Below are 18,478 nucleotides of genomic sequence, written 5' to 3'. Positions count from 1 at the left end.
CTCGATGGACCCGCGCAGCCGCGCGCCACGTCCTCTGCTGTCGACGTGGCGGACTACTTGGTGAGGATCGGGGGGACGGTTGACCGCGGGAACGGGCGGACGATCAGGCCCTGTTTCTTGATCTCCACGTTGGTGAGCTCGCCGAACGCGCCCCGCGCGGTGACCGTGATGTTGGTCCTCGTGCCGTCGGCCCAGAAGAGCTCGCGGGCCTCGCCATCGAAGGTCAGCTGGCCGAGCTTGCGCACCTGCTTGTGGACGATGCTGCAGCTCTCGGCGCCGGAGGGCGGGTACTGGGCGGCCAGCGTCGGGTCCTCGACGATGTGCCAGACAACCACGCTCGAACCGAGCGGCGAGTCGTAGACGTCACCGGCGCCCCAGCGGTTCTCGAGCAGGAAGTACTCCTTGTCGCCGCGCGCGGCGTCCCAGAGCAGCGTGACCTCCTTGCGGGTCTCGATCGAGGCCAGCGGGACGGTCTGGGTGGTCCACGAGCCGATCTCGACGAGGTCCGGGGTCACGAGGGCGCTCTTCAGCTTCTCGAGCGGGCCCATGTGGGTGGCCTGCCAGTGCCAGTACATGGCGTCGAAGTACTTTGACGCCGTGCTCGACGAGTCGCAGCCGTACATGTCCTGCGCGTCCAGGATGCGGTGGGTGAGCTCGTGGGCGAGCAGGCCCACGCCGTTGCGGCGATCCGAGTCGAACGGCGACAGGTAGACGTCGAGGAGGTCGAAGTTCAGCGGCGTCGAGTTGCCGTCGACCGCCACGTCGACGCTGCGGTTGGTGCCGTAGGCCGAGTTCTGCGGGCGCACAACGATGAGGACGAGCTCGTCGCGGGTGATCTTGCCGTCGCCGTTGGTGTCGTAGTTGTGGAAGTTGATGCTCGGGTCGGCGGCGCGGATGGCGTCGCGCCAGGCCTCGGCGTGCCCGCCGGGCGTGTCCCAGTACCAGTTGCCCTGGTGCGCGGCCGGCGCCTGGGCGAACGGGCCGCAGTTCACGTACTGGAAGCTGTCGAAGGCGAGCTTGCCGTCGGTGTTGTCGGCCAGCCAGCCCTTCATGCTCATGCCGCCGTCGCCGCCCTCGTGGTAGTTGAGGATCTGCGAGAGCGAGGGCGCGGCGTGATCCGGGCGGACCGGGTCGATGCACAGCACCAGGGCCTTGTGGGTGCGCACGCGCGGCGAGTGGCCGTAGCCCTGGCCGATGCCCATGAACGCCTGGGCGAAATCGGAGCCCGAGCGCCGCTTGGCGGCCACGCGGAGGGAGCGGTCACGGATGTTGGCGGTGGTGCCGGTGTCGCTGCGCGCCTGCAGGGTCACGGTGTGGTTGCCCGGGCGCAGGTTCTTGAGCACGAAGGTGTGCGAGTTCACGCGCATGAGCGGCTCGCCCTGGATGAGGGTGACGTCGCCGGGCTGCGCCGGCACGCCGTCGACCAAGGCGCGCAGGAACAGGCGGCCGCTCGAGGAGTAGACCTCGCCGGAGAAGGTGATCGCCGCGCTCTCGGCGGGGGCCTGGGTGTTGAGGTTGACCGAGAGGTCGGGGATGTTGGTCCAGTTCAGGCCGGAGAAGGGCACCGGCGGGCCCTGCATGGTGGCCGCAGCGGTCGAGCCGCCCGGGGCCGAGGCCGGCGCGGCGGAGACGGCCATGGTGCGGTCGCCCAGGCGGATGTCGCCGCCGGCGGTGTCGCCGGACCACTGGATCTGCACGGTGTGGTTACCGGCGGGCACGCTGGGCGCGACGAAGGTCATGCTGCGCGTCCCGCCGCGGTTCGACATGTTGGCGTGGAGCAGGGTCACGTTGCCGACGTCCACGCCGTCGACGAGCGCGCGCACGAACATGCGGCCGCTGTTCGAGGCGGCCTCTGCCGAGAAGGTGACGATCAGGTCCTGCTGGGCGCTCGTGGTCAGCTGGGTCGTGAGGCCCGGGACGTTCTCCCAGGCGGTGGTGGTCTTGATGAGGTCCGGGCCGCTGGGCGCGGCGGCCACGGCGAGCCGGCCGTCGCCGCTGAAGGGCGCGGCCGAGTTGACCACCAGCGAGCGATCGCGCATCTGGGCGTCGCCGCCGTTCACCACGTACCACTGGATCTCGACGATGTGCTGACCGGCCGATACGCCCGACTTCACGAAGGTGAAGGAGCGCGTGCCGTCGAAGTTCTCGCTGCCCATCTTGATCTTCACGTCGCTCGGCGAGACCGGCGCGCCGTCGACGAGCGCGCGCAGCCACACCGTGTTGGTGGCGTAGATCTCGGCGCTGAAGCTGATCTCCAGGTTGTCGCCCGCGTGCGAGTAGACAGCGCTGGACAGGCCGGGGGCCGAGGTCCATGCGCTCTTGGTCGCGATCGCGTAGGGCGCGCCCTCGGCGGGCGAGAGCACGGACAGGTTGCCGACGGGGTTCTGCTGGTAAAGCGAGAGCGCGGCTGCCTCGCTCGCGATGTCCTCCTCGTCTGACACCGCCTGCGAGACGTCCTCGTCGCCGGCGCAGCCGAGCTGGACGGTCGAGGCCGTGAGCGCCATGAGCGCAACGTGCTTGAGACGCATCCGCGGGGCCAGGAAATCTGAGCCGGCGTCGCGCTTGTCCTGACGCTTGAGATGTTGAAAGAACGCCATGATGACACCTCCGAAAAAAGCCAACGCCCTTGTCCTCGAATCGGATCTGGCATGACAGCCCGTGTCCCCATCGCAGAACGCCTGTCGATCGAGCTGTCCGTCAGCGCGTGTCGCCATCGTTAGTGCACACGAGGTGCCAAGCAGGGGATTTGTGTCGTCTGGCTCACTGCCGGGCCGGCGTGCGTGCTACGCCGCCCGAGCCAGGCACGCTGGCCCTTGCCGAGCGCGTGCTTCGGAGCGGGATCCTCGTCGCCCCGCGGGCGTTCGCCACGGCCACGCCGGCGTTGGGCGACCGAGCCAAGGCCGGAGAAGCATGGGACGGCGCGCGGTGAGCATGGGACGGCGCGCGGGCGCGCACGTGGGCCGCCCGGAAGCGGCCGGCGATCGCGCGATGGCTCGCGAACGCGGTCGGATGACACGGGCACGCTGGTTGTAACGTGCAACGGCCCGCTCCACAGCGACCGGCGTGCTGGCGTTCAGGGCCGACTCAGGACCGTCCTGACCATGGGGTGTGAGAAGACAACGAACAGAGGCAATGTTCCGAAGACAGGTCGATACCAGGGCCTGCGAGCAGCCCCTTGACAGCCGCCCAGAACTCGAATCACGTAAGCAGCATGACCCCGCATCATGGCGATCGAGCATCTGGCGATCGGGTCAGTCTCGGCGGCGAGCGCCAGCATCATCCTCGGCTTTTCGCCCGCGACGAGGTGCTCCACGAGATCGACGCGCTCTTCCGGAGGGGCGCGACCACGGTCCTCGTCACGGGAACCCCTGGCGTCGGCAAGAGCGCGATCCTGGCCAGCTATCTTCAGCGGGTCACCGCGGCCTGTCAGGTCGAGCGTGTGCGCGGCAGGATCGCTGACGCGAGCCGGCGCCTCGCGCGCTGGGCTGAGCAGGTTGAACGCAACGTACGAGCGGAGGCGCGCTGGGCGGTCGCCTCCCATTTCCTGAGGACCAGCGCGTTCGATCGGCCCGAGTTCGTCGCGAGCTCGCTCGCAACGCAGCTTGAGAACCGCTTCATCGACATGCGCGACGGGCATGCGCACCCCGAGCGCCGCCTCATCGACCTCATCGAGCGCATCTCGAGGCGTGTCCTGGAGCCGGATTCCATGAGCCTCCTCCTGGTCATTGATGATCTCGACGAGGCGGAAGACGAGATCGGCTACTCCGATCTCGCCCGCCTGCTCCCCGCCCCGCTCCCGCCGCGCGTCGTCCTGCTCGCTTCCTCGCGCCCCACCACGAATCTCGGCTGGTTCATGCGTTACGCCCCGGCGCACGTCGACCTCGACGCCCCGCGATGGATCCCCTCGAATTACGCGGCGTGCAGGGCCTTCTGGGACGGCGTCGTCCGGGAGCTCGGCCTCCCGGCCTACGTCGCCGACGAGGCCGTGCAGCGCGCCCAGGGCAACATGCTCTATTCCGTCGAGCTCGCCGAGTGGCTGCGGCGGTTGCCCCCCGAGGGCCGCCTTGGCGCTCCGCTCCCCCGCACGCTGCGTGACGTCTTCATCAAGCTATGGGGCCGCGTCAACCACCTACCCGCCGAGTCGGAGGTGCTGGTCAAGCGTAGCCTGGCCCTCCTCTGCGCCGCTCCCTCACCGCTCCCCCTTTCGTACATCGCCGCGCATACCGGCTGGAGCAGCCGTCTCCACGCGACCACCTTTCTGCGCGTCACGCGCCCCTTTCTCCAGCGCTTCACGACCCCGGGCGCCGAAGACACGTTCCGCCCCTTCCATGATGAGCTCCGGACGCTGATCACGGAGCAGCTGACCGTCGAAGCTGCGGCAGCCAGGGCCGCTCCGTACTATGCCGGTGTGGCGCCGGCTGCATCATGGCCGCCGCCTGCGGCGTCGACCCCGCCGCCGCCGGCGCGGACCACGGGCAACCGAGGCACCCTGGTGATGCGCGAGGTAGCGCCGATCCAGCCGCCGGCGCTCGACCAGGGTTCGGCGGCGCGTGTGCAGCGGGCTCACGCCCGCGGCGATGAGGCAGAGCGCCTCGCTGACGCCGAGGCGGAACGCGCGATGGCCGCTGCGGAGGAGCAGGTGCTCGGTCCAGTGGCCGCTCGCTACGCCTTCCTCGTCGGGGTACGCCGCTACGATGACCGCAGCATTGGCAATCTGCGTTTTTGTGTCAACGACGTCGTCGCGCTCGGGAACGCACTCAAGAACGAGCTGGGCTACACCGTCGTGAAGTCGATGCACGACGACGTCGAAGAAGAGCGTATGTTGCCCCTGCGCAACCGCGTCTTGCAGGAGCTGAGCCTCTTCGCCAGTGGGCTGAGCCCCAATGACCTGCTCCTTGTGCATTTCTCCTGTCATGGAGCCCTGCACAACGGCAAACCGCATCTCCTCTTTCGCGACAGCGGCAGCCAGGTGCTCCCCGAGACGTCCCTCTCGGTCGACAGGATCAAGGAGATCCTCCTCGAGTCGCCCGCCCGCCGCAAGATCCTCGTCCTCGATGCTTGCCACGCCGGGGTCGATCTCGGCCGGGCGCCCGGCGCTCCCTCGCTCGACCCTGGGTTCGTCCACGAGGCCTTCGAGCTCGCCGAGGGCATCGCCGTCCTCTCGGGCAGCACTTCCCAGCAGATCGCGATGGAGCGTCCGGAAGCCAAGCTCGGTGTGTTCACGTCGTTCGTGCTCGAGGGGCTTCGTGGCGCCGCCGATAGCACGGGTCGCAAGCGGTTCGTCACCGTGGACGATCTGAATCACTACGTCACGTACAGCGTCCAGCAATGGAGCCGCGAGCAGTCGCTCTCCCTGCAGACCCCCACGGCGAGGATCGAGGGGACCGGGAGCATGATCCTCGTCGACTTTCGCCATCGGAGCGCCTGAGGGCTCGACGCCCACGGCGCCTGGGCCCATCGCAGGGCGACCGGCACGTCCGCCGCGCAGGTCACGCGCGGTGACGTGCCGCGCGTGCGCGCGGCGCGCCGCGCGACAACGTCGATCGCAGCGCCTTTATCGTCCAACCTGCGTGGTGACGGCTTTCGGCTTTGTGATGAGGGGATCTGCTGGGCCTGAGGGGTTGATCTGGGAAGCTTTCATGCCACTGGCGTCAGTCAACGTGCCGAACTCGGCGGGCCTGGCGTCCTTGTGACCCGCCTGTCCCGGCGCCGGATCGCGACCGGCGAGCGCGGCGGCGATCTCTTTGCGGCGGAGGGTTGTCGGTGAGCTGAACGCAAGGATCTTCCCCTGGGTGGGGGTGACGAGCCACCCCGCTGCTGGAATGCGCGTGGCTTCGCCGGCCTTGGCGTGGATGGCTTCGCCGTCCAGCGGGTATGTCGTGATGGACCGAGTGCTCTCGGCAACCTGCACCAGGTACACGTAGGCGTCGTGCTCGACCGTTCCCTCGAAGGCGATCTTCGTGTTCGCGGGAGCCAGGAACTTCTCGGTCGCGGCGGCGGAGAGGTTCTTCGTCGTCTCGCCGACGAGCACCGAGAGCGCCCACCGCAGGCGGTGGAGCTCGTCGCTCGACGTGGAGGGGGCGCTCTTCCTGGCTTTTTTGCTGGCTGACTTCGCAGGAGCCGTCGTGGACTGTGTGGCCCGCTTGGGTCTCGCAGCGGTGTTCCGGATCGGCATGATCATGTTCTCCTGGAGGCGTGTTGTCTGGATGATTGAAGCGCACGAGGACCGATAAGCTGCGCGAGCGAGGGCGCCGGGCGGCGAAGCGCCCTCTCCGTCCGTTCCTGGTCATGCGGCCGCTGCCGCGCCCTGCTCGCCGCCCTCCGCCGGCGAGGTGGTTCACCGCGAGGCGCACCGGAACCCGAGCCCGGAGCGACCCTCGATGCGCTTCGAGCGGCCGCGCGTCACACCTCGAGACATCACATCCAGCGCCGGCCATGAACCGCCGCGGCGTATGCGCTGGTCCTCCTCGCGCGACACGCCAGGGCCCTCCGTCACGGGATCGATGCAATCGCCGCATGCGCCGTAGTGAGGAAGCAAGAACTGATCCTGCACCCATTCCGCTGCATTGCCGCCGAGGTCCCAGACCCCCTCCGGCGTCCTGTCCTGCAGGGAGGTGCCCACGTCGTGCTCGCCCTTCGGAGACCTCTCGCAGAGGCCCTTCTCGTACCTGCCAAAGGCGACCCCATCGCAGCGGGGTGGATCCGAGCCCCATGGAAACCGGCGCGCCGTCGCTCCACGCGCGGCGAACTCCCACTCGGCCTCGGTGGGGAGGCGTTTCCCGCGGGCTTTGCAGTAGAGCGAGGCGGCGTCCCAGGTGACCTGGATGACCGGCTTGTTCTCGTGGCCCGGCCGGGGCACGAAGCGCCTCTCCGGGCGCAGGAGGATCCCCGAATGCTCGGGGAAGAGATCGACCAGCAGATAGCCGCGCGCGCGCTCGTATACATAGCGCTGGATGCGGTGCTCGGGATCCTCCTTGATGTCGAGCGCCGGCGAGGTGACATCGAGCCACGCGGCGAACTCGGCGTTCGTGGTCTCGTAAGCATCGATGTAGAAGGGGGAGACGGTCACCTCTCGCACGGGCTGCTCTCGCTCGAGCAGGTCCCGGCGGCACTCGGGCCCGAGGCGCTGGCACTCGGCGTCGATCTCGGCGAGCGTGCTCCCCATCCGGAACTGGCCTCCCTGGAGCCGCACCATGTTGGACAGCGTCACGGGCGCTCTCTCCGGGGGTGCGGGCCTCGCTGGTGCGCTCGCCACGAGCGCAGCCTTCAGGGGGAGCCTTCTGGTCAGCGCAGCCTGCGCGGGTCCGCCGCCGACGCCGTTGCTGTACGCGCGAACGAGGCCATAGGACGCCGTCACGAGCAGCGCAGGGATCGCGAGCAGGCCGACCAGGCGCCGCCCCTGCGGCCGCGCGGACGGCGGGGTGACCTCTTGCGTCTCGGTGCGCTCGACGCGCAGCTCCATCCGCTCCGGTGTGGTGTCGGCCCCGGGGCCGGGTGACGGCGCGGCCCCGGACGGAGCCACCTCCGCCGCCTCGGCGACCTTCGTTCCGCCTGGCCGTGATCCCCTCTCGTGCGGGATCGTCTCCCGGACGACTGGCTTCTTCACGGTCGTCCTGCCGGCGTACCCCGCCTCCGGTGTCGCTGCTGACGTCGACTCCGCTGCGGATCCCACGACCGCCACCGGCGTGACCGCGGGCGCCGCTGCGATGTCGCGGCGCATGGCCTCGGCGATCTGGGCGATATCCGGGCGCCGCGACGGCTCCTTCGCCAGCATGCGCCGGATCAAGCTCGAGATCTCCTGGGGCACCTCCGGGACGACCTCGCTCAGAGGACGCGGATCCTGGAAGAGGTGCATGCGCAGGACCTCGACGGGCTCACCCGTGAACGGCGGCTCCCCGGCGAGCAGCTCGTGGAGCACGACGCCCAGGGAGTAGACGTCGGATCGGCTGTCCACCGGCGATTGGCCGACACACTGCTCGGGCGACATGTACATCGCCGTTCCGAGCACCGAGCCCGGCGCGGTGAGATCGGCCTTGTCCTCGGTGAACCGGGCGATGCCGAAATCCAGCAGCTTCAGGCGCTCCCCGCCGGACGCCTCGTCGTCGGCGACGAGCATCATGTTCGAGGGCTTCAGGTCGCGGTGGACAATCCCGTTCTTGTGGACCGCCGAAAGCGCCGACGCCGCTTGACGGCCGATACGAAGCACCTCCGGGAGGGCGAGCCTCTTGCATCGCATCAGGCGACTCCGGAGCAGCTCACCTCGGAGATACTCCATGAGGATGTACGGCTCGCCCTGGGGCGTCTCACCGAAATCGAAGATCTTCACCAGCCCCGGATGGTCGACCAGGCTGAGCGCGCGCGCCTCATTGGTGAACCGACGAAGCTGGCTCGCGTCGCGGGCGAGCTGGCTGGAGAGCACCTTGACCGCCGCGAGCTGTCCAACGCTCCGATGGACCGCGCGGTAGACAACCCCCATCCCCCCACGGCCGATCTCCTCGGTGATGAGGTACTGGCCGATGCTCGATCTGAGGAGTGAATCCACGCTGCGCCTCGGTTCAGACTCGGCGGCCTCGAACGGCTCGGGTGAATCCTATAACGGTGAACGATGGGGGAAAACGACCTATCGATGCCCGGCCTGCGCGAAGCCGCGGGGGCCAATGCGATGCCGCCCATGCTGTAATTTGCTTTGCGCGCGGGGAGAGCGCGCGGTGAGCGGCCACGTCAGCGGCGGAAGCGCTGCACATCGAGGTCGTGATGGGCAATCCATCGATAGATCTGCTTGCGCGACCGGCGCGTCGCCCGCGCGATGTCCGCCACCACGCCGCGGTGCGCGCGGAGCAGCTCCTCGAGCTGGGCTCGATCGGGCGGAGGCTCCCGCTCGTCGGCCGCGTTCGACGCGTCTTTTTCGCTCGAGGGCGCGGGGGCCGACGAAGGGTGCGCGTCGGAGGTGGTCGTCGGTGGAGCTGCGGGCGCTGCGCCGGACGGAGGCCCTAGCCGGTCGGCGACGAGCTCGAGATCCAGCACGCCGGCCTCGCCGCCGCGAATGCGGAGCTGCGCGGCGAGGGCGAACACCTCGCGAACGTTGAAGGGCCACGGATGCAGGAGCAACGCCTCCGCGAGCGCGGAGCTGATGCGCGGGCGGGGCCGGCCGAGCGCGTGATCGAGCAGGGGCAGCACGTCCTCGCGCCGCTCGCGGAGCGGCGCGATCCCGAGCGGGAACTCCGAGAGCCTCGCGAAGAGATCGCCGCGAAAGCGGAGCGCCGCGATATCCGCCGTGAGGTCGCGGTTCGTCGCGGCGACGATGCGGACGTCGCAGGCGACCGGGGCTGTCGCCCCGACGGGGAGCACCATGCGATCCTGCAGCACGCGGAGGAGCTTGGGCTGCACGCCCTGCGGGAGATCGCCGACCTCATCCAGGAAGAGGGTGCCCCCGTCGGCGGCGCGGAACAGCCCGGGGCGGGCCACAGCCCCGCTGAACGCGTTGGCCAGGTGACCGAACAGCTGGCTCTCGGCGAGGCTCTCGGGGATGGCGCTGCAGTTCACGGCCACGAACGGCCCTCGCCGCTTGCTGGCGTCGTGCACGGCGCGCGCCACCACCTCCTTGCCGCAGCCGCTCTCGGCGAGGAGCAGCACCGTGACCTCGGTGGGGCCGACGCGGTGGATAGCGGCGCGCAGCGCGCACATCGAGGGAGCGTCGCCGAGGAGCGATGGCACCGGCGCGTCGGCCTGGGGCTCGGGTTCGGCGCGGACCACCAGGTACGAGTCGCCAATCGAGAGCACGTCGCCGTCGTCCAGCAACGCTTCGTCGATGCGCCGTCCGTTCAGGTGCGTGCCGTTGCGGCTCTTTTCATCGACGACCCGCAGCCGGTCGAGCGCGTCTGTATGGAGCGTCGCGTGGAGCCGCGATGCGCGAGCGTCGCGGGGCAGGGCGATGCCGCCCCGCACCTCCCGCCCCATGGGCGTCGCCCCTCGCGACGGCGTGAAAACGACCGGTGGGTTCAGGAGGTCGTCGCCGGAGTAAACGAGGCGCAGACGGAACACCCGCAGCAGGCCGCGCAGGATCACAGGCGCCTTCTCCTCGGTCGTCGCCGCGGGCGGGACGCCGCCTGGCCTGCTGGTGGGTACATCCTTGGGCATTCACTAGACAAATAGCGCATCGAGGCGCTCTCCTGGGGACCGCGAGCGGCCATCCGGAGCCATGCGTCCCGTGGGGACGCCTCCAGCGATTGCAGTGAGGGTGAACTGGCGCTGCGGCCATCGCGGCCATCGCTCCGCCGGGTGTGCACGGGTCGTGGGACCGCCCGCGGGCCGTCCAGGCGGAGGGCGGCAGGGCTCGATGGGCGTCGCCGGGGTCGCGGTGGGCGTCCGCATCGGGTGCGCGACGACCTATCATCCTGCAACCGCGAAAGTATTCCAGGGAGCTCGATGAGCAGACGCACGTGGGCCGATGGGTTCGACGACTCGACTGGCGGTCAGGAGCTCGCCGTGAGACGAGATGCGCTCCAATCCTTGCGTGGCCCGGAGGGAGGCTATGCCCGATCGCACCGCGGCCTTGCTTCGTTCTGGCGGACCATTGCGGAAGAGATCCGCGCTCGGCCGACTTCGCCCGACATCCTTCCGTTGCTGACACAGCTTGACGACTGGCTTGTCGGCGGGCCGCCCTGCGGGATGGTGGTGAGCGCCAGTCCCGCGGCGCGCACGGCGCTCCTGGCGCGATGGGCTTCGTCGATCGTGGAGCGCAAGGCGGCGGAGGTGATCTTCGTGCCGGTAAGCCCGTGCTTGGGAACCGCGGTCGAGCGCGACATGCTGAAGCTGTTCTTCGGCCTGTTCAAGGGATCGGCGACAGCCATGTTCAGCCGCCCGCGCAGCCCGGGGGAGCTGGCGGCCGCCATCCGGCTGGCCATTGGGGGCGTCGGATGGGTCTCCTCTGTGCCTGACGACGAGAACCCCCAGCTGCTCGTGATCCTCGACGGCCTCGAGCGCGCTGCCGACGGGTGGCCGGATCCACGAATTCCTCTCCTGCGCGACCCCGGTGAGGGCGCGCATATCGTCGTGTCCGTCGATGCCGAGGAGCACGCGCCGAGTGGCGTGCCATGGCGAGATAGGCTCGCGTGGGTGGCCGAGGAGACGACGCTGATATCATGCTCCGCGGCTCGTCCAGCGCCCGACGAGCCTGCCGGGGCACGGAGCGCTCTGGAGTCCCTGGGCGAGGAGGGAGCGCTCGCCGTGCGTGCGCTCGAGGCGCTCGCAGCGAGCCTTGCTCCCGTGTCGCGTGACGATCTCGTGCGGGCGGTGGGCGTCGACCCGGCCGAGCTCGAGGCGCTCGAGCGCGCACCGGACCCAGCCCGCCGGCTCGTTGTCACGGATGACGGGGGAGCCTACCGGTTCCGAGACGACGCCGGGCGCGCCCGGTGGGCCGCGTCCGATCGCGTCGCCGCCATCGAGGACGCCATCGTCGAGCGCGGGTTATCGACGCTGCGTGCGTGCAAGGCGGCTTCCGAGCCACACGTCGCGTGGCCCCCGTACCTCGTGGAGTACCTCGGCGCTCACATGACGCGGCGAGGCGCTGGAGTGACCGATTGCATGGCTCTCGTCTCGCCGACGTGGCTCAGGGCCTGGATGGACAGGCCGGGATGCCTCGTGGGATTCCTGGCGGACGTCCAGCGGGCTCGTTGCGCTGCGACAGATGTGCTCCTCCAGGCTTGTCGCTCCGGGACCGAGAGCGATTCGGGTGCCAGCGCGGAGAGGGCCGCTCGTGTGTGCGACGTCGTCTGGTGTGCGTTCGTGGATGGGGCGCTCTGCGCGAAGGAGGGCAGTCACGAAGAAGAGCGTGACCCTGCCGAGCCCTACACCGAGCCAACTGTGGATCTCGCGCGACCGACGGGCGCCGCGCGCGAGCGCGCCGAGGCGCTGGTGACGTTCGCCTCCCTCCTCACCAGTTCGGATCAGCAACTGGTGCAGCGGTGGGCAACGGATGCGTGCGCAGGTCTCGACCAGATCCTCCCCCGACCGATCCCTTGCGTGGCAACTGACCCAAGCGCGGCGGACCCGGAGCGAACCCGTCGGATCCGCGCGGGCGCGACGTACGACGAGGTCGATGCGTACCTGTCGAGGGACATGGTGATTCGACCCACGGACCTCTCGCCCGATGAAGCTTGGCGCCTCGCGGAGAGCCGAGAAGGGGAATCTAGGATGGTCAGCTTCGCGGGCATCTTGCCCGATCTCCCCGAGGACATGCGCGAGGGCGCTGTTCGAGAGGTCATGTCCGCGTACTGGGCCCACGGCGACCGGCTGGCGCTCCGCGTCCTCTCGGCCTGCGCGCCCTGGATGTCCCTCGCCGACGCGGCCAGGGTCCTCTGCAGCGAGCTCGGAAACGACTGGACCGGCGACCTCCCCGGGATGTTGGTAGGCTTCGGCAGCCTCACCGAGCTCTCTCCGCTCCTGCAGCGGCTGGGCGGGACGGCGGCGATCGTGGGGGTCGCCCGTGCCATCGCCGAGGTGGGCCAGTGGCTCCCGTAGCTCCGCGTTTCACAAATCCCGCCAGAAACTCCGGTCGATGGCGCATGCGCTCGTCGAGCGCTGCTGTATCGGGCACTAACACGACAGCGGACCCCGGAATGCCGGAACGCCGGCTCGTCCAGTCATAGCGGCGCCCGAGCCTCGCCGCTCCTGCGCCCATCGCCGGACGAGATAACGTGTGGACCCCGGCGACGTGCGCGGTGCTCGATCCAGCGCCGCGCGTGACGCGACCGATGAACGGCGGCTCACCATAAGGCTTGAAAGGCGCGCACGATGCGTGTAGCGTGAGCACACTGAACCCAAATCTCGCCTCGGCAAGGACGGGATTTACGAGGGACCGAAAGGCTCTTTGCGACGAATCGGCGGTTGGTCGGAGCAGCGCAGCGGCATTGCGCTGCGCGCGCCCTACCGGGTGGCCAGCTATTTTATATTCATGAGGTGAACATGGCGATGCTGCGCGCGAGCCGACAGATCCGGGCGGGAGCTATCGGTTTCCTTTGTTTATTCACGAGCGCCTTGTCGCTCTCCTCGTGCACCGACGGCGAGTCTCCGAGGCCGAGGGAACGACCGACGCTCCGGATCCTGCCGGAAGTGACGTGCTCGTCCGAGGCGGCGCGGCGCGTCTACGTGCTCCTGGAGCTGCGCCAGCCCGATCTCGGCGAGGCTCCCTTGAGGCCCGTCGTCATTTATTTGAGGGTCGACGGCGCGACGGTGGACATGCTCCCGGGGCCGACGTTCTGCCACGCGCCGAGCGATGACGCCGGCGGGGCGGGCGGCGGAGGTGTCGGCGGGGCGGGCGGTGGAGGCGGCGATGCCGGAGCGGCGGGCGACGCGGGCGATGGTGGGGGCAGCGGCCCCGGAGGCGAAGGCGGTGGGGCGGGCGGGGCAGACCTCGTGATCCCGAGCGCGGCGCTACTCGTCAACGACGCTGCCGGCACGCGCGATTTCGGGTTCCTAATCGATTTGCCCAAGGGGGAAGACCTCGTCTCGATCTACGCCACGGCGTATTCGCACGAGGGCAAGCCCGGCGATTGCGAGGGCTTCAACCTGCGGCCGATCGCGGTAGGCCGCCAAGAAATAGAGCGCATCTGCGGGCGTGATGGCGCTGATGACGGCGACCAGGGCGGAGGTGGTGAGGGGGGCATTCAGGGGAGCGCCGGCGGCGAGGGCGGCGCCGGAGCTGGTGGCGGTGGCGGTGGCGGCGGCGGGGATGGCGGGAGCGGTGGAGATGGCGAGGGAGGCGGAGATGGCGGGGGAGCCGGGGATGGTGGTGGTGGCCAGGCGGGCGGTGGCGGGAACTAGCCGGTGAGCGAAGCGAACACCGAGGGACGGTGAACATCATGAAGCGAGTGTTTGGGATAGCTCTTGTTTCAATCGCTGCGTGCGGAAGCCTACTGTTGGCCACACCCAGAGCCGACGCGGGAGACCCGGGCTACGCGATCTTGGATCTTTCGTGCGACGCGAAGACAGGTCAGCTCGTTGCCGCGAAGGGCGCAACGCTGGCGAGCGACGTCGAGAACTACTACGTCCGGCGAGATTGCCCCAACCGTCAGGGCGATGATCTGCTCATGAACCGCGAGCCCCTCGCGCAGCAGGACTGCCCTGAGGCGGCGAAGAGGAAGGACGCTACGGACCCGTCCGACGTGGACCCAAGCGAGTGCTTCAAGCTCGCGCTAGACGTGCCCCGGCTCACGAGCGGGCCGTCCACCCTCTGGTTCTCCTCTCGCGACAACGATCCCCAGACAGCACTCACGCTTACGCTCTCGAACGCACCCGTTAAGATCGACATCAGCGAGCCGACGTGGACCGTCGCGCTCGAGCTCGACTACGCGCCCGACGGCTCGCTGCGCCTCGTTCACCCGACGGCCTTCACGAAGAAGTTGGCGAACGCGCGCTATGCGGTCGCGGTCTACAACGCGCCGCCCCAGGGGCTCGGTGTGTTCATCGAGGGCGAGCAGGCCTTTCCGGCCAAGTGCGCGAAGGAGAAAGGCAATGGGGCCACGTGTTTCGATGTTCCGATGCTCGCGGGCGTGAACGCCGGTTACAAGACCCAGCTCGATTTCTCGACGACCAGCGCCGGGGCGTTCACGAGGTTAGCCTTCGAGCTCGACGCGGACGAACAAATCCGGGCCACGCTTGTGGCCGGTTCGTACGACTATTATCAGGCGCTGCAGAGCGCGTATGCACAGGTAAGCAAGAGGATTACGAAGGGGTGGATTGACGATTGCATCGATAAGAACAAGACGGATGCGCCTCAGAACATCTATTGTCCGGCGCGTAATTTTGCCATCTTGTTCTTCGACGAGACGGGCGCTTCGCCGTTCGCCATGGAGCGCATCGATGAGGACGACGAGGTCGTCATCGTGGTGGTCCCCCGGAACGGGAAGCCCATTCAGGAACTCGCGCTGACGACCTGCGGCAACGCCGACCAGGCCCGCGTCGTCGGCAACGTCGTCGCCGTCAACGGCGCGCTGGCGCGAGGGACTGAGGCGCTGGGACGCGGGGCGCAAAGCGCCGACGCGCAGGCAGAGAAGATCGAGCAGGCAAGAGAGGTGGTCAGCGAGCAGAAGGCCGAGGCGAAGAAGAACCAGGAGCGCGCGGCGGAGCTGGCGTCCAGGGCAGCGTCGCTCTCGACTCCGACAGAGGGAGAGGCCGGTCCCAAGGAGGAGTCCACTGCGCTCGCTCAACAGCTCGATAATCTCAGCCGTGATCAGGATGTAAGCGACGCGCTGAAGGACGAGCAGGCCAAGGTCAAAGACATCAAGGATAGAATCGCGAACGATGGGCAGATCACGGCGGACGAGAAGAACGCCTACAAGAAGGAGCTGGATGCCCAGCGAGAGAGCGCCCAGAAGGACATCCTCGCCGAGCGGTATGCCTTCGAGCAGAAGGCGAGGCAGGCCGAGCAGAACGCCGCGAGCGCGGAGCGTGAAGTCCGTACCCTTCAGGCGCAGCTTCAGGCGAACACCGCCGTGCGCATGCTCGTCGCGAAGCACTGCGCATCGCCGAGGATGCAACTCACGGTGCGAGGGGAGGGGCAGACGCAGTCGTCGCAGATCTCGATCGAAACGCTCCCCATCTACAAATTCTCGGTGGGGCTTGCGCTCATCGCCGATTGGTCGACCAAGGTCGAGTACCGCTCTACAGCCATGAAGGGAGAGACGGTCCCCGTGATCCGGAGGTTCGAGAAGACCCAGGGGATCGCGCCGCCCATCCCGTTCATCGCCTGGCGACCCTGGGGGACCAACATTGACCGGAAGCGCCGGGCCCTCTCGCTCGAGGGGATCGGCGTGGGGGTCGGCATCTCCCTGGTCGAGCCGCTCGAGCACATCTATCCGGGCGCTTTCTACGAGTTCGTACCCGGCTTCGGCCTGCTTGCCGGGGCCCATTGGCAAACCGTGCCGGAGCTGACCGGCGGCCATAAGGAGAACGACCGTGTGCCGGCGGGGCAGTTCGATGTGGAGCGGAAATGGAAGGCGGCGCCCGGGTTCTTCGCGGGTGTCAACCTGGATGCAGCTCTGTTCCTGAAGCTGGTCGGCGCTGTCGGCGCCGGCCGGTAGCGTGCGCGTAGGGAGCGTGGAAGCTGAAGGACGTCGGGTCGGCGGCGCGGAGGCGGCCCGCGGCGCTCTCGTGGATCAGTCAGCACGTCATCGACGCCGAGCGCGACGTGCCGCATGGCCTTCGCGCGCTCCAAAGCTCTGCACGAGGGGCAGGAAGAGCTCGTCCACGATGGACTGGATGCGCGCGGGCTTCAGCGGCTTGAGATCCATGAGCAGGTCGTGCCGCACGAGGTCGTACGGCATGGCGAGCACGGCGGAGGGAATGCGCTCGAGGTCGATCTCACCGCGGTCGTGGGCGCGCTGGTAGGGGATGCGCACACGCGGCTTCTGGGTGTCCATGACCTTGTCGCGCACCTGCGAGGGGGTCAGGCCGGTGCCGGCCAGCAGCCCCGAGAAGGCGGCGGCTGCGGCGATGGCGAAGAAGCCGGCGAGGGCGTCGCTCAGGGCCGTCAGGTGGGCGAGCAGGTCGCTGCGCAGGGCGCCGGTGTCGGGGACCGCGACCGGGCTTTCGTCCCGGCGGTGCTGGAGGGCGGCGAGCACCAGCTCGTCCTTGTTCGCCCAGCGACGGTACAGGACCGCGATCCCCGTACGAGCGCGCGTGGCGACCGATTCCATGGTCAGGTTCGCGAAGCCGACCTCGACCAGCTCCTCCCAGGTCGCGTCGAGCAGATCGGCCTCGAGCTCCGCGCCGCGTCGCCTCTGGCGCACCCGCGTTCCTGTTCCCGTCGTCATGGCCCCGATCGTTTAGAGAGATTTTCATTTCTTATCAACGCCTCCGATGATAAGAGATGGATCGCTCTCTTCAACCGGAGGCTGACGATGGCGGATCCCGAGGCGTGCGCAGTGCTGATCGTCGGCGCCGGCCCGACCGGGCTGACGCTGGCCTGCGAGCTCGCCCGCAGCGGCGTGTCCTTCCGCCTGATCGAGGCCGCCCCAGGCCCGCGGCCCGGCTCGCGCGGCAAGGGTCTCCAGCCGCGCACGCTCGAGGTCTTCGACGATCTCGGCATCGTCGATCGCGTGATCGCCCACGGCCGGATGGCGATGCCGATCCTCTCCACGGCTCCCGACGGCCGGGAGACGCTGGGCGGCGCCGTCCCCGAGGCGTTGAAGGGTCGCTCCGACATCCCCTATCCGGCGAGCCTGATCACGCCCCAGTGGCGCACCGAGGAAGCGCTGCGGCTGCGGCTCCTGGAGCTCGGCGGCGCGGTCGAGTTCGGTGCTGCGCTCGCGAGCTTCGAGCAGTCCGACGAAGGCGTGTCGGCGGTGGTCGTCAAGGGCGGTGAGGCGGAGACGGTCGCCGCGCGCTGGCTGGTCGGCTGCGACGGCGGCCACAGCATCGTCCGCAAGCAGGCCGGCATCGCGTTCGAGGGCGAGACCCGCGAGGAAGTGCGGATGATCGTCGCCGACGCCGGCGTCGACGGCCTCGACCCCGACGCCTGGCGCATCTGGTGGCATGAGGAGGGCGTCGTCGGCCTCTGCCCGCTGCCCTCGACCGACCTCTTCCACGTTCACGCCGTCGTCGCGCCGCGACAGGACCCCGAGCTCAGCCTCGCGAACCTGCGGGCGATCCTCGAGCGGCGGAGCGGCCGCACCGACCTCCGGCTCCACGAGCCGACGTGGTCGTCGCTGTGGCGCGCGAACGTTCGCCTCGTCGACAGATACCGCGCGGGTCGCGTGTTCCTCGCCGGCGACGCGGCGCACATCCACTCGCCCGCCGGCGGCCAGGGGATGAACACGGGCATCCAGGACGCGCACAACCTCGGCTGGAAGCTGGCGGCGGTCGCGAAGGGCGCCTCGCCGGCATTGCTCGACAGCTACGAGGCCGAGCGGCGGCCGATCGCGGCCGGCGTGCTCGCGCTCTCGAACACGCGCCTCCAGCAGGTGCTCGAGCGGAAGGACGTCGCCCTCCGCCGCGATGCGAACATCACCCAGCTCGACATCCACTACCGCGGCTCTTCCCTGGCGCGCGACGACCGCGACGAGACTGCCCTGCTCCGCGCCGGCGACCGCGCCCCCGACGCGACGAAGCTGACCACGGTGGACGGTGAACGCCGGCTGTTCGAGCTGACGCGCGGCGGGCGCTTCACGTTGCTGCGCTTCGGGCCCGCGCCTGCGATCGGCGCCTCAGCTTCCGACCTGAGGACGCTCCATGTCGTCGGACAGCCGGCGGGCCCCGACGACGTCGCCGACACCGCTGGCCATCTCGCCCGCGCCTACGGCGCGACGGAGCGCACTCTCGTGCTCATCCGCCCCGACGGCTACGTCGCGCTGATCTCCGACGCCGGCGACGCATCGGCCGTTTCGGACCATCTCGCCGCGTTCAGTTGAGCGTTGCGACGGCGCATAATCTGTTCTTTTTGCGTCTTTGCGTCTTTGCGACTTTGCGTTGAAATCTCTCT

General features: G+C 69.0%; 10 protein-coding genes. 5 read left to right on the top strand and 5 right to left on the bottom strand.

Annotated features, from left to right (window positions below):
* Positions 1-53: 53 nt before the first annotated feature.
* Positions 54-2,597 (bottom strand): EF-hand domain-containing protein, encoded by a 2,544-nt coding sequence (locus WME97_RS42460; RefSeq protein ID WP_437546433.1) that lies wholly within the window; start codon positions 2,595-2,597, stop codon positions 54-56.
* Positions 2,598-3,211: 614 nt separating this feature from the next.
* On the opposite strand from WME97_RS42460, the gene WME97_RS42455 reads away from it, so the two are divergent.
* On the top strand, positions 3,212-5,428 hold the full coding sequence (locus tag WME97_RS42455; RefSeq protein ID WP_437546431.1) for an AAA family ATPase: 2,217 nt from the start codon (positions 3,212-3,214) through the stop codon (positions 5,426-5,428).
* 126 nt (positions 5,429-5,554) lie between these two features.
* Here WME97_RS42455 and WME97_RS42450 read toward each other — a convergent pair whose 3' ends face one another.
* From WME97_RS42450 to WME97_RS42440, 3 genes are all read right to left on the bottom strand, one after another.
* Positions 5,555-6,181 carry a hypothetical protein gene (locus WME97_RS42450; RefSeq protein ID WP_437546429.1) on the bottom strand — a complete coding sequence of 209 codons (627 nt, stop codon included), beginning with the start codon at positions 6,179-6,181 and terminating at the stop codon, positions 5,555-5,557.
* A gap of 156 nt (positions 6,182-6,337) precedes the next feature.
* Positions 6,338-8,542, bottom strand: a complete 2,205-nt coding sequence (locus WME97_RS42445; protein ID WP_437546427.1) for a bifunctional serine/threonine-protein kinase/formylglycine-generating enzyme family protein — start codon at positions 8,540-8,542, stop codon at positions 6,338-6,340.
* Between the two features lie 179 nt (positions 8,543-8,721).
* Complete coding sequence (locus WME97_RS42440) at positions 8,722-10,137, bottom strand: sigma 54-interacting transcriptional regulator (protein ID WP_437546425.1); 1,416 nt, start codon at positions 10,135-10,137, stop codon at positions 8,722-8,724.
* 288 nt (positions 10,138-10,425) lie between these two features.
* On the opposite strand from WME97_RS42440, the gene WME97_RS42435 reads away from it, so the two are divergent.
* The 3 genes from WME97_RS42435 (at position 10,426) to WME97_RS42425 (ending at position 16,079) form a co-directional block, all read left to right on the top strand.
* Positions 10,426-12,519, top strand: coding sequence for a hypothetical protein (locus tag WME97_RS42435; protein WP_437546423.1), 2,094 nt, complete (start codon positions 10,426-10,428; stop codon positions 12,517-12,519).
* A gap of 591 nt (positions 12,520-13,110) precedes the next feature.
* A complete protein-coding gene (locus WME97_RS42430) occupies positions 13,111-13,821 on the top strand; it encodes a hypothetical protein (RefSeq protein WP_437546421.1) in 711 nt (236 codons plus the stop codon).
* Between the two features lie 29 nt (positions 13,822-13,850).
* Positions 13,851-16,079 carry a hypothetical protein gene (locus tag WME97_RS42425; RefSeq protein ID WP_437546419.1) on the top strand — a complete coding sequence of 743 codons (2,229 nt, stop codon included), beginning with the start codon at positions 13,851-13,853 and terminating at the stop codon, positions 16,077-16,079.
* 87 nt (positions 16,080-16,166) lie between these two features.
* Here the strand turns inward: WME97_RS42425 and WME97_RS42420 are convergent, their stop codons facing one another.
* The gene (locus WME97_RS42420) at positions 16,167-16,811 is read right to left on the bottom strand and encodes a TetR/AcrR family transcriptional regulator (protein ID WP_437546417.1); all 645 of its coding nucleotides are present in this window, start codon (positions 16,809-16,811) and stop codon (positions 16,167-16,169) included.
* Between the two features lie 87 nt (positions 16,812-16,898).
* On the opposite strand from WME97_RS42420, the gene WME97_RS42415 reads away from it, so the two are divergent.
* A complete protein-coding gene (locus WME97_RS42415; protein ID WP_437546415.1) occupies positions 16,899-18,407 on the top strand; it encodes an FAD-dependent oxidoreductase in 1,509 nt (502 codons plus the stop codon).
* Positions 18,408-18,478 lie beyond the last annotated feature (71 nt).

The organism is Sorangium sp. So ce367, assembly GCF_051520455.1.
Lineage (GTDB): Bacteria > Myxococcota_A > Polyangia > Polyangiales > Polyangiaceae > Sorangium > Sorangium cellulosum_B.
The sequence above is the reverse complement of the archived record's forward strand: the minus strand, read 5'-3'. Positions and strand labels throughout refer to the sequence as shown.